At 58.2% G+C, this 11,889-nt stretch carries 12 protein-coding genes; 8 read left to right on the top strand and 4 right to left on the bottom strand.

Going from position 1 to position 11,889, the window contains the following annotated elements; translation table 11 throughout:
• Positions 1-416: 416 nt before the first annotated feature.
• Positions 417-638, bottom strand: a complete 222-nt coding sequence (locus BP737_RS01165) for a hypothetical protein (protein ID WP_292410525.1) — start codon at positions 636-638, stop codon at positions 417-419.
• 456 nt (positions 639-1,094) lie between these two features.
• Between BP737_RS01165 and BP737_RS01160 the strand changes: the two genes are divergently transcribed.
• Positions 1,095-1,304: a TOBE domain-containing protein gene (locus BP737_RS01160; RefSeq protein ID WP_292410522.1), complete on the top strand. Its 210-nt coding sequence runs from the start codon at positions 1,095-1,097 to the stop codon at positions 1,302-1,304.
• A 795-nt stretch (positions 1,305-2,099) separates the two neighbouring features.
• On the opposite strand, the gene BP737_RS01155 is transcribed toward BP737_RS01160, so the two are convergent.
• On the bottom strand, positions 2,100-2,525 hold the full coding sequence (locus BP737_RS01155) for an SET domain-containing protein (RefSeq protein ID WP_292410520.1): 426 nt from the start codon (positions 2,523-2,525) through the stop codon (positions 2,100-2,102).
• Between the two features lie 191 nt (positions 2,526-2,716).
• Here BP737_RS01155 and BP737_RS01150 point away from each other — a divergent pair, with 191 nt between their 5' ends.
• Positions 2,717-3,625, top strand: a complete 909-nt coding sequence (locus tag BP737_RS01150) for an ABC transporter ATP-binding protein (RefSeq protein ID WP_292410529.1) — start codon at positions 2,717-2,719, stop codon at positions 3,623-3,625.
• Positions 3,622-4,401, top strand: a complete 780-nt coding sequence (locus tag BP737_RS01145; RefSeq protein WP_292410518.1) for an ABC transporter permease — start codon at positions 3,622-3,624, stop codon at positions 4,399-4,401. Before BP737_RS01150 ends, BP737_RS01145 begins: the two co-directional genes overlap by 4 nt.
• A 112-nt stretch (positions 4,402-4,513) precedes the next feature.
• On the opposite strand, the gene BP737_RS01140 is transcribed toward BP737_RS01145, so the two are convergent.
• The gene (locus tag BP737_RS01140; protein WP_292410516.1) at positions 4,514-4,690 is read right to left on the bottom strand and encodes a CxxC-x17-CxxC domain-containing protein; all 177 of its coding nucleotides are present in this window, start codon (positions 4,688-4,690) and stop codon (positions 4,514-4,516) included.
• Positions 4,691-5,040: 350 nt separating this feature from the next.
• Here BP737_RS01140 and BP737_RS01135 point away from each other — a divergent pair, with 350 nt between their 5' ends.
• From BP737_RS01135 to BP737_RS01115, 5 genes are all read left to right on the top strand, one after another.
• On the top strand, positions 5,041-7,032 hold the full coding sequence (locus BP737_RS01135; protein WP_292410514.1) for a methyltransferase domain-containing protein: 1,992 nt from the start codon (positions 5,041-5,043) through the stop codon (positions 7,030-7,032).
• 84 nt (positions 7,033-7,116) lie between these two features.
• On the top strand, positions 7,117-8,343 hold the full coding sequence (locus tag BP737_RS01130; protein WP_292410512.1) for a hypothetical protein: 1,227 nt from the start codon (positions 7,117-7,119) through the stop codon (positions 8,341-8,343).
• Positions 8,344-8,383: 40 nt separating this feature from the next.
• Entirely contained in the window at positions 8,384-9,298 is a 915-nt protein-coding gene (nifB, locus tag BP737_RS01125) for a nitrogenase cofactor biosynthesis protein NifB (RefSeq protein WP_292410510.1), read from the top strand.
• 24 nt (positions 9,299-9,322) lie between these two features.
• Entirely contained in the window at positions 9,323-10,180 is an 858-nt protein-coding gene (locus BP737_RS01120) for a DNA-3-methyladenine glycosylase family protein (protein ID WP_292410508.1), read from the top strand.
• A gap of 418 nt (positions 10,181-10,598) precedes the next feature.
• Positions 10,599-11,378: a sugar phosphate isomerase/epimerase family protein gene (locus BP737_RS01115; protein ID WP_292410506.1), complete on the top strand. Its 780-nt coding sequence runs from the start codon at positions 10,599-10,601 to the stop codon at positions 11,376-11,378.
• 357 nt (positions 11,379-11,735) lie between these two features.
• Here the strand turns inward: BP737_RS01115 and BP737_RS14750 are convergent, their stop codons facing one another.
• Positions 11,736-11,879, bottom strand: a complete 144-nt coding sequence (locus BP737_RS14750) for a GNAT family N-acetyltransferase (RefSeq protein ID WP_394339346.1) — start codon at positions 11,877-11,879, stop codon at positions 11,736-11,738.
• Positions 11,880-11,889: the final 10 nt, after the last annotated feature.

The following is an 11,889-nucleotide window of genomic DNA, read 5'->3' as shown; positions in this document are numbered from 1 at the left end:
AAACTTTTAGGATGACTTCGAGAAGATACGCACCGACGATGATCAGTCCCAGCGTCACCACGGTTTCAAACGTGACGTCCTTTGCCTCCGGCTTCTCCGCTACGACATAACGCCATAATTCATTCTGCTCTGTCGGCGTCAGCGAAGTATTCTGAGACTTGCCAAGCAGATACTGCATTCTTTCGAGTTGTGCGGGAGGTAACGGCATTACTATTCTCTCCTCATTTTTGGCAGATAGAGGGATCTGTCTCGTGAGGGACCGCGACACACTTGTAATACAGTTATATGCTATCGAAAAACGCTCAGATCAATGGATAGTGAGCTAATCACAACAGCACTCCTTCTTTTGCCTTATGCCACTCTGTTAACCTTCATATTTGGCCTGTACAAGTTACTCGTGGATCTATCGGAAATAGTTAAATTCCGTATTTTGCGTGAAGTTCCCCGGAGGTGTATGTTTTCTCTCTGTTGGTTCTTCGGACCATTTCATCGACCTTTTTAACGTTCACGGCTGTCTCGCAGGCTACCACTTTTTTGGGCTTTAATTCGCACTCAAGGGTCTTGCTGATCGATTTTCTTCCTTTTCTGCGCGAGATGATTTCTTGATAAATTGCATCGGATACTTCTATCGTCCGCATACACATGGTGTCTGCCATCCAAAGGGATACACTTTGTGTAGGGGTGCAAGACCCCAGTTTCCCGAACAGCATTCGCCCATTTCTGTGGGGATCGGCCGGGAAACGCCCATGAGGATTGCGTGTACCGGCCAATCTTGTCCTGGCCGGAAAACCCATCCTCGGGAAAAAAGAGGACGAGTTATTTTCTCTTCAATTCTCCGATGATCGTTGCCTCCTCAGGCATGACGTTCTGCAGGGCGGCGTATAACCGGGAGAACCGGTTTCCTGTATATATAAGGATTTGCCCAAATACGGAGATTATGCGCTTCCACCTATGGATTAAGTAGAAAACTCGATGTCCAATGATTTAGGGGTCTTCGATCTAACCTAGGCAAGGTATGCGGCGCACGACGCGCTAAGGTGTTGAGCATCAATATCTATATAAATCAGGCTGTGAAATCACCACCCTGATGCAACATGAAACTCAGTGCAAGGAATCAGCTGCCGGGAACGATTAAGGCAATTAATGTGGGTGTGGTCACCGCAGAGGTCGTCATCGCGCTCTCCGGCGGCGGCGAAATTGTCTCGGTCATCACCAAAAAATCCGTGGAGAGCCTCGGGCTTACCGTCGGCAAGAAGGTCTACGCCGTGATCAAGTCGACAGAGGTCATGGTCGCCATCGACTGAGAGAAACTTACTCATTTCAGGGCGGCGACATCTGTGTCGTCGCCCCACAGGTTCCAACCGGAGCGTGTCATTGTACCCCGAGAACTCAAATTCCGCAGTATGCCCAGATCCGGCCAAAAACCCTCATAATGTCTTCTGGACAACAAACATACAGGACGGAAACTGCATTTCCATACAAAAGGGGAACCCGGGAGATTCAGCCCATACCTCCGTGCTCGCCCACCCGCATCCCGGATCCTTCATCGAAATCTCCAAAAATCATCCTTAAACTCCGATAATCTCCCTAAATAAAAGGAAGTTTCTGAGAGGCCCGCACTGCCGCCAGGGCTGTCGGGAGGAGCGGCGGGTGGCAGGAGAACTATAGAGACTTTCGATGAACAGGGGAGATCGTCGTAGACCCCTTCATTTCCACTGGAGATCTGGACTGCCTCTCTGTAGTAATCCGGAGGTGCCGGGGCACTGGCCCGACCAGTCGTTCACGATATCCCTCCCCGTCACGCCTCCGATCAGCGTCCCTAAACTCCAGGACTTTCCCCAAATCAAAGGCGATTTCTGAGAAAAACCCACTGCGCCAGAGCTGTCGGGCGGCAGGAGGACTATAGAGATTTCCGATAATCATGGGTGATCGTCGTAGACCCCTTCGTTTCCACTGGAGATCCAGGCCGTCGCTCTGTAGTAGCCCGGAGGTGCCGGGACGCTGGCCAGGCCGGTCGTTCGCGATACCCATCGCCGTCACGTCTCTTCCGGGCTCAGCTGCGATTGAACGGCGTCAAACGACAGAGACGGGGAGAGAAGTTACCCATCTTCCTCCACAACATCGAACCAGACGGGATCGGGGCAGTCGGGCCGGCCGCCGTAGTTGATGGTAATCTCCTCATCCTTCCGGATGGCGCGGTGAGCAGAGATACGAATCTCGCCCCGGGCAACGTCGCAGACATGATCTGCATTCGCGTGATATGAATGGTTGTAGAGCGAACCGTAGCCCAGTGCCACGGCGGCCAGCTCCGGGTGCTCCCCCCATGCGAAGTAATAGTTGTAAAGGCGTGTCCGGTCAAGGAGTTCCTGCTCGTCCGCTCCCCCGAGTATGATCACCGGACAGACCTCGATCAATTCGCCTGCCGCAATCGCCCTGCGGGCGAATACGCCCCGGCCGCGGCTCTCTGTCGAACCCACATAGACGGCGTCGGAGGGGAAGATTGTCCCCTCCGGCCCCGCACCCAATGCTCCAGCACCATCTGTCGTGGTATCACCGCTCCTCCATGTGCGAATGAGAGTAGTGGGTGTTGCCCGGGCAAAAAAGATGCGGGCGGAGGGAATTCCGGCAAACCTACCCCGGCGGAAGCGAAGACAGGGGGGTAAGCGAAAGAATTTGTATCCGCACGCCCCCACAGACATATCTGGAGGAACAAACAATCGAAGACGTCATCGTAGCGCGCGACCTCGAGAAGCGGTTCGAGGATCTCGTCGCAGTCGACCATATCGCCTTCCGGGTCAGGAAAGGAGAAGTCTTCGGGTTTCTCGGGCCGAACGGGGCGGGAAAGACGACGACCATGAAGATGATCCAGTGCATCTCTCCAAAGACAGGCGGCACGCTCGAGGTCTTCGGCATGGACGTGAACACCCACCAGCGGGAGATCAAGAGCCGCCTCGGGGTGGTGCCGCAGGAGACCAACCTCGACCCGGATTTCTCAACCTATCGGAACCTGCTTGTCTATGCGCGCTACTTTGGCATCCCGAAACAGGAAGCGGAGCAGCGGGCGGAAAACCTCCTCGCGTTCATGCAACTTGAAGAGAAACGGGACGTACGGGTCGACAAACTCTCGGGCGGGATGAAACGTCGGCTGATCATCGCCCGGGCCCTGATCAACGCGCCGGAACTGCTCATCCTCGACGAACCCACGATCGGGCTCGACCCGCAGGCGCGTCACCTGATCTGGGAGAGGCTCAGGAACCTCCAGGCCGAAGGAAACACCCTTGTCCTCACCACGCACTACCTGGACGAAGCGGAACGCCTCTGCGACCGGCTGGTGATCATGGACCACGGGAAGATCCTCGTCGAAGGGCCCCCGGCAGACCTTATCCGGGAACATGCCGGGAGCGATGTCGTTGAGGTCGAACAGACGCCGAAGGTGATCGCCCGACTGACCGAGCTTGGCGTGAACTACGACCTTGTCGGAGATATGCTTCAGGTATTCACGGACCGTCCCCACGACGTAGCACGCGAACTGCTTGAGGTCTGCCGGCACGAAGCAGTGACGGTTCGCCCCGCGACCCTGGAGGATGTCTTTCTGCGGTTGACCGGACGGAGGCTGCGGGAGTGAGCGAGCGACTGATCGATATCACCGGAAGGGTGAAGAGCGTCTGGCAGAGGAACTGGGATGCCTTTCTCAGGACCTACCAGGTAAACTTTATCCCGCCCTTTGTCGAGCCGGTCCTCTATCTCCTGGCCCTGGGGTTCGGGCTCGGGACCTACATCGAGTCCGTCGACGGGATACCGTATCCCGTATTCATTGCACCGGCCCTCGTCTCGATATCGGTGATGAACTCAGCCTTCTTTGAGTGTACCTACTCGTCGTTCGTCCGAATGTACTATCAGAAGACGTTTGACGCCATCATCGCAACGCCGGTCAGCATCGACGAAGTGATCGCCGGAGAGATGCTCTGGGGGGCCACCCGCGGGATGATCTATGCGACCCTGATGCTCCCGGTGCTCCTCCTCTTCGGCGTCGTGGCCATGCCGTCGTCCCTGCTCCTCATCCCCTTTGCTTACCTCGTCGGTCTTCTCTTTGCAGGGATTGCAATGTGTTTTACGGCGATAACGCCAAGCATCGACGCGCTGAACTATCCATCGTTTCTCTTCATCACCCCGATGTTCCTCTTCTCGGGAACGTTCTTCCCCCTCGACCTGCTTCCGCAGCCGATCCAGTACTTCGCCCTCGCCGTTCTCCCGCTGACCCACGTCGTCGGTATCAACCGGGCAATCACGCTCTCGGCCTATTCTCCGATGAACCTCTTCAACCTGGCCTGGATCGCCGTCGCCACCGCCCTCTTCTTCGTCCTCGCCATCAGGCTGATGAGAAGAAGGCTCATTGTGTGACCGCACCCCGTCAATCGGTTCTCCCGGGCATCACGGTCCGGAGAGGAAATTCGCATAACCGATGCTGCCGGTAGCAGTCACGCCGCACGGGGGCCGTGCGCAAAAAAAGAGGTTAGAATCGGGGTTTCCTGTGCTTCGGGAGGCAGTCGCGACAGTAGACGGGCCGGCCCTCCGTCGGCTTGAAAGGTACTTCGCACTCTTTGCCGCAGTCGGAACAGACTGCTTTGTGGAACTCGCGGGGGCGATCCTGGAACGAGCGGGGACCCCTGCTCGGATATCTCTCTTCCATGTACTTCAACCATGCAGATAGACTGCACATATACAACAACACGCCTGCATATAGATATTTCTCATGGATCTCGGAGAGTAAAAATCGCCCGGATGTATCCCCACCGGGTTCGGGTCCCGCACCGGACAACGCAGGACCTCTCACCCGGTGCGTGACGAGGTCTTTTGGCGATAAAAATTCCCCCGTAATGCAGTTGTTTCCCCGGGCAGAAAGAACAACGGCACAATGCTTTTATCGATACCATCCTACCGAATGATCATCCAACTATGACACACGATAACCGTTCTCTTTTACCATCCGGCAGATCGCCGGTTCTATCCTGGAGATGGGACTAAGGTGAGTGGCTCAGCATGACTGACGAGAACCACACAGACGAACCTCCCGATAGCAGACCAAAGGGAAAACACCGGGAAAGGAAGACGATTGGTCCTGTCCCGAACCTTGAAGAGCATGTGAAATCCGACTGGTGGAAGGGCATCTTTAATCGTCTCTACCTGAAAACCGACGGCGACGTCGTCGACGACCGGCAGATCACGGAAAGGGAGATCGATCAGATTGTTCAGATCCTGCACCTGGAACCCGACGCGAAGATCCTCGACCTCTGTTGCGGCCAGGGAAGGCACACCCTCGAACTCGTACGGAGGGGTTATAACGTCGAGGGCCTCGACCAGTCGCATTACCTGATCCACCGTGCCCGATCCACCGCAAAGAAAGAGGGGCTCCCGGTCCGGTTCCGGGAAGGGGATGCACGTCGGCTCCCGTACCGCACCGACACTTATGACGTTGTCCTTGTCCTCGGGAACAGTTTCGGGTACTTTGATTCTGTCGAGGAAGACCTGCGGATCCTCACCGAACTCCGGCGCATCCTCAAACCCTGGGGCCGGGTGCTCCTGGATGTGGCCGACGGCGATTACCTGAAAGAGCACTTCCAGCCGAGGTCGTGGGAGTGGATCGACGACGCTATGTTCGTCTGCCGCGAGCGGTCCCTCTCGCTCGACGAGCAGCGCCTGATATCCCGGGAGGTGATCACCGACGTCGACAAGGGTGTCATAGCCGACCAGTTTTACGCCGAACGTCTCTATACTCCCGAGGCACTCCGGCGGCTCCTGGAGCGGGCCGATTTCTCGGGGATCACCTTCCACAACATCGCCACGGAGTCGCAGCGGAACCAGGATCTCGGCATGATGGAACGCCGCCACATTGTCACGGCGGTCCTCAAGAAAGATTGGTCGACGACAAAGACAAGAGAGCAGGAGCGGACAAAGCACGTCGCGGTGATGCTCGGCGACCCGGCAAAGCCCGACGCTTTAAAGCCCTCCTGCACCTTTGACGACGACGACTTCTACACCATCGGCCAGATGAAGGCGGCCCTCCGGGAACGTGCGGGTTACCGGTTCACCTTCCTGTGCAAACACGACACCATGATCCCGGATCTCTTGAAACTGAAGGGGAAGGTGGACTATGTCTTCAACCTCTGCGACGAGGGGTTCAACAACGACCCGAGGAAAGAGCTCCACATCCCGGCGCTTCTCGAGATGCTCGATATACCGTATACGGGCTCCGGACCGCAGTCGCTTGCATTCTGCTACGATAAGTCGCTTGTGCGCGGCGTCGCGAAGGAGATGGGTATCCCGGTGCCGGATGCCTGCTTCATAACGCCCGGCGACCGTACCTACGCCGTCGGGATGAAATTCCCGGCAATCGTCAAGCCAAACGCGGGCGACTCATCATACGGCATCACACAGAAGAGCATCGCCCATACCATCGAGGAACTCTCCGATATCATCAACACGCTCCGGACGACACTCGGCTATGACCGCTCGCTCCTCGTCGAGGAGTTTCTCACCGGGAAAGATATCAGCGTCGGGATCATCGGAAATCCGTCGGGCTACTGCACGGTGCTTCCCGTCATCGAGGAGGATTACTCTGCGCTGCCCGCGGAATTTCCCCGGATCTGCGGCTACGAAGCGAAGTGGCTCCCGGATTCACCCTACTGGAAGATCGTCTCGAAGCCGGCGGATCTCCCCGAAAAAACAGAAAAGACGATTGTAAGGTGCTGTCTTGTCCTCTTTGAGCGTCTAGAGTGCCGCGACTACTGCCGGTTCGACTGGCGCCTGGATGAAGCCGGCAACCCGAAACTCCTGGAAGTCAACCCGAACCCCGGCTGGTGCTGGGACGGCCACCTCGCAAAGATGGCAAAGTATGCGGGCCTCACGTACTCCGAGATGCTCGGGCGAATCCTGAAGGCGGCAGAGGAAAGGTTCGGGATCGAACAGGCAACCGACGTGCAGGAAACCGAAACGGAGTCCTCTCCGCTCGACCTGCCCCGGCAGGCGGCCTGAACTCCCTTTTTTTTCGCCGGATCGGGAGCGGTTCACCTTCGTTGCGAATGCATTTATCCTAAAAAGACCACTGTCTTCCCGCATATGGCGGGGCCGGAGAAAGACACGCTCTTTACGAGGTGTGCCCGGGAAGCAGAAGCGCTTTCAAGAGACGTGATGGACGAGATCGCATGCGAAGAGCGGCGGCAATCGTCCCTCTTCGCACGCGACGACCGCCTTCACGCCACAGGGCCCTTCATTCTCGCCGCGTTCCTCGCAAACCTCTTCTTCCTGCTCATCCTCCCCCACCACTTCATGCCGTACTGGATTGCATCGAGTTTCATCCTGTATATGGTGAACCCCTTCATCCTGATGATCCCGACCGGAGAGGGGGTGACGGTTTCCCGGGGCGGGGAGACCGTCCGGGAGGTCCTCCGATCGCTCCGGGCTACCAGAGGGGGGCCCCACCCTGCGGTTCACGATCTGCAGGCGCTCGGGAAGGTGCTCTGGGACATTTTCTTCATCAACTCTCAGCCCCTCGCCGCGGGGTTCGGTCTGATATTCGGCGTCAATATACTCTTTGCACTCTTCTGCGGGTATGTAACGGGATCGCTCGAAACGGGGACGGCATCGCTGATCACTCTTCAGTCCCTTGCAATCGTCCTTTTCTATGCCGGCATCTGGTACTTCAAGCCCTATACGACGAGTTTCTTCCTCTCGCTCGACGTGATGCGGGTAACTATGCAGGAGAAGATCCGGGCGGGATGGAGGGCGGCGATGCAGGTCGTCCTCGTCGTCGCCGTCATTGGAGCCGCAAGCGGAGTCCTCGCCGTATCGGCAATGCTTCTCCCGGGGGTGACCTTTTCGACATTCCTCGCCTCGGTCAACCTTGTCCTCGGGTGGGACCTCCTGCTGCTCGCGGTCATATTCGCTTCGCAGGTCACCATCGTCCGGTACCTGCAGGGGGCATACAGCCGGGAACTCTCCTTGCAGGTGAGCGATTACAAGGTCCATGTCTGGCGGGACGGTATCCTGAACCGGCTTGCCGCATTCCCAAAAACACCGGAGGAACTCCATGGGTCCGGGCATCTTGCGGATCTCATGGCAAATCTCTCGCAGATGCAACGAGACTACCAGCGGATGAAAGTATACGCATCGGAATATCACAGTATCTTCGGTTTTTTCCCGGTCTGCCTCGTTCTTCCCGACATCTGCCGTATCCTTGACCGGAGCCGGGACACACCCCAGAAAGCCGTGCCGGAGCCCGATAGCGGGATGCGCACTGAGAGACCGAGCGAACCGACGGGTATGAATGCCGGTAGCCCCCGGTAACCATCAGTATATAATCCCCCGGGACATAGATCATAATTACATGGCCGATGAATCGTATCGGATCGCGACGGTTCGGGGCAGAGAGGTCCCCTACGATCCGGAACAACTGCGCAAGATCAGCGAGCATCCCTGCTACTCTGATAAAGCGTGCCACGCCTTCGGGCGCTGCCACATCCCCGTCGCTCCGAAGTGCAACATCCAGTGTAACTACTGTGTGCGAGACTTCGACTGCGTGAATGAGAGCCGGCCGGGCGTGACGAGCAGGGTTCTCACCCCGAAGGAGGCGCTCGATCTCGTCAGGAACGTCCTCAAGGAGTACCCGTACGTGAAGGTGATCGGTATCGCGGGACCGGGTGAGCCGCTTGCAAATCCCGAGACGTTTGAGGCTCTGCGACTGATTCACGAGGAGTTCCCGCACCAGATCCTGTGCATCAGCACAAATGGTCTGGTACTCCCCGAGTCGATCGAGGAACTGGCGAAGAACGATGTCGGAAACGTGACGGTCACGCTCAACGCCATCGACCCTGCGATCGGGGAGAAGATCTACTCCTGGGTCGAGTACAACGGGAAGAAGTACCATGGGCGCGAAGGGGCGGAACTGCTTCTTTCCCAGCAGATGAAGGGGATCGAGATGGCGGTTGCAAAGAAGATGCTGGTCAAGATAAACACCGTCTACATCCCCGGGATCAACGACGAGCATATCCCCGAGATCGCAAAGAAGGTCGGGGAGATGGGGGCGTTCACCTTCAACGTCATCCCGCTCATCCCGCAGTATAAGTTCGCCGGGATCACTCCTCCGACGCCGAAGGAGAAGCGGGAGATGCAGGACCGATGCGCACTGTATATCAAGCAGATGCGCCACTGCGCACGCTGCCGGGCGGACGCGATCGGGAAACTCGGTCAGGACGTCCAGTCATGCGTCTACCGGCAGATGAAGGATGAGAAGGCAGAGTAATCAATTCTTTTTTACCCGCCGGACATGACGGCGATCATGCTCCGGGCCGACCAGCCGTTCGACCTCGACCGGACGCTCTCCTGCGGGCAGGCTTTCCGCTGGGAGAAGGCGGACGGGCGGTGGCAGGGCGTCGTCGACGGCCGGGCCGTTCGCATACGGCAGGATGCAGAGGCTCTCACGTTTGCCGGGGCGGACGAGAGGTTCATCCGCGACTACTTCCGGCTCGACCAGGACCTTCCCGCCGTCCTCTCGTCCATCGACCGCGACCCGGCGATCGGCGCTGCGATCCGGGAGTGCCGGGGGCTCCGGCTCGTGAGGCAGCCGCCGTGGGAGTGTCTGATCTCGTACCTCTGCGCCACGAACACGAACATCCCGGCGGTGAAGCGGCGGGTCGCGCTGATGGCGGAGCGCTACGGGAGACGGATAGACGGCCCCTTCGAGACGGCGTATGCGTTCCCCGAACCGGAGGCGCTCGCAAAGGTCTCCTGTGCGGACCTGTGGGACTGCAAACTTGGCTACCGGACGGATTACGTCCGGGACGCCGCGGCCTATGCAAGCGAGCACCCCGATTGGGCGGAACGGGTCGCGGCCCTTCCCTTCGAGGAGGCGCGGCGGGCGCTGATGGAGTTCCGGGGCGTCGGGCCGAAGGCGGCGGACTGCGTGCTGCTCTTTGCGTTCGGGTTTTTCGAGGCGTTCCCGGTCGACGTCTGGATACGCCGGATCGTGGCGGAGACCTACCTCCCGGACCTCACGGGCCGGAGTTGCACCCCGGCGGAGTACGAGCGGATCCGGCGGTTCGCGCGGGACTACTTCGGGGAGTACGCCGGGTACGCGCAGGAGTACCTCTACTGCGCACGGGGCCCTGCACGTCACACGGAGTGAGTTTGCGCCGGACGGTGCTCGCGCTCCGGTTCTTACGAACCAGCGTGCTCCTGAGCGTCGTTCCTGTCGGAGCATCGCATATCGCTTCGCGGGGACGGGAGCGGGCCTTCCTCTCCCGAAGATACCGCGACGGCGTCCGGGAGATCAACCGGAGAGTAAAACCGACTCGAATTAGTAAAACTATTTTGGGTTAAGATGAAGACACTACTATCATGCAGAAGCCTCTTTTTCCCGCGAAAAAGCCCCCTCGTTCGAAGATGCCCGGAAAGATCGTCCCGGCCCGAGAGGTGTATGGGGTTCGGAACGTCGGGGATTTTTTTAGCCTCGAATCACCGAAATACCGTGAAGTTCGGTCCTTCGACCCCGCCGACAGGGAGGTGGCGACCGCCGCTTTCGCAGGGATGATCGGAGGAACTTCATGCAGGAGTTAGGGTGCTCGACGTGGTGTCTCATGGACCGGGAACTTCCCGAGGTTCTGGAGACCCTCTCCGCCCGTACCGATACGGTCGAGATCCTCTCGGAGGCTGCCCACGATATCCTCTATTGTTCGGAAGCCTGTTTCTCCTTCGACCTCCGGTACACGGTTCATTCCCCGACCGCCGATATCAATATCGCCAGTTGCCGCGAACCGATCCGGCAGGCATCGCTCGGTCTCCTCCGTGAAGTCTGTAGGGCGGCCGGGGAGATCGGTGCCGGGTGCGTGGTCGTCCACCCCGGTTTCTCGCCCTGGATCGAGCTTCTCGATCGTTCGTACCTGGCACTTCAACAGTCTCTTGGAGATCTTTCAGCAATCCAGGAGGAGTACGGGGTGCCGGTCGCCGTGGAGAACATGGGGAGCTGGAAGGTGTGCCATTTCCGCGATCCCTCCTTCCTGCCGGTCTTGCAGGAGGCAGGGCTTTCATTCTGCCTGGATCTCGGCCATGCCAACCTCAACGGGGCGCTGGATGAGTTCCTCGCCATAGGAAAACCCCTGCATGTTCATCTTCATAATAACGACGGCTCTGATGATTCCCACCAGGCGCTGGGACACGGGAATATCGATCTCTCCCGGGTACTTCCCCTCCTTCCCCGGAATGCATCGCGGATTGTTGAAGTGCAAACGCTTGAGGCCTACGACGAGAGTATCCGCTTCATGGCAGAGATGGGGAAGGGAGGCCCGGACTGCAGAGAATGTACGGGTGATGGAAACAACGGATAACACAAACGAGGGGGGCCGTTCGGCTTCGATCTGGAACGTTACGGGAAGTGGAATGCAGTAGAGTTGTTTTTCAGCGAGATTGCTTCGGGGAGTCTGGCCGGGTACGCGCAGGAGTACCTCTGCTGCACGAGAGGGGAGGCGGCACGTCGCCCGGCGTGAGGTTTGTGCCCCCAACAAGCAGGTGTGGACGCGAGAACAAGCCTTCCCCTCTCGCCGGAGGTGGTGAGAGCGTAGCGGTTTGCTTTGCCGTATCGTGGCCCCATGGCGGGACCTGCCAACTGTCCGTCCGCCGTGCCTTCGCGCCGTCCCCACACCGCATCGACGGTTTATCGTGAGTACCTGCGCTGCTGAGACGATTTAGAAGATATTGCAGCGATACATCGGTATCGTGTTCTTCTTTTTAGTTTTCAGGGTTCTATGGAACCCAAACCTTTCGTAAAACAGTTCAGCATCGGGTTTGGCATCGACGGTGAGAACGCAACATCCGGAATAGGTTGACACGGCTATTGCT

The sequence above is a fragment of the Methanoculleus sp. UBA291 genome (assembly GCF_002499755.1).
GTDB lineage: Archaea > Halobacteriota > Methanomicrobia > Methanomicrobiales > Methanoculleaceae > Methanoculleus > Methanoculleus palmolei.
Note: the sequence above shows the minus strand (reverse complement) of the source record. Positions and strands in the feature narration are given on the sequence as shown.

Bases quoted from the DNA above. Each gene is read 5' to 3' on its own strand.
- BP737_RS01165 (WP_292410525.1), bottom strand. From the start codon at position 638: ATGCGGACGATAGAAGTATCCGATGCAATTTATCAAGAAATCATCTCG.
- BP737_RS01160 (WP_292410522.1), top strand. From the start codon at position 1,095: ATGAAACTCAGTGCAAGGAATCAGCTGCCGGGAACGATTAAGGCAATT.
- BP737_RS01140 (WP_292410516.1), bottom strand. From the start codon at position 4,690: ATGGAAGAGAGATATCCGAGCAGGGGTCCCCGCTCGTTCCAGGATCGC.
- BP737_RS01135 (WP_292410514.1), top strand. From the start codon at position 5,041: ATGACTGACGAGAACCACACAGACGAACCTCCCGATAGCAGACCAAAG.
- BP737_RS01130 (WP_292410512.1), top strand. From the start codon at position 7,117: ATGGCGGGGCCGGAGAAAGACACGCTCTTTACGAGGTGTGCCCGGGAA.
- nifB (WP_292410510.1), top strand. From the start codon at position 8,384: ATGGCCGATGAATCGTATCGGATCGCGACGGTTCGGGGCAGAGAGGTC.
- BP737_RS01120 (WP_292410508.1), top strand. From the start codon at position 9,323: ATGACGGCGATCATGCTCCGGGCCGACCAGCCGTTCGACCTCGACCGG.
- BP737_RS01115 (WP_292410506.1), top strand. From the start codon at position 10,599: ATGCAGGAGTTAGGGTGCTCGACGTGGTGTCTCATGGACCGGGAACTT.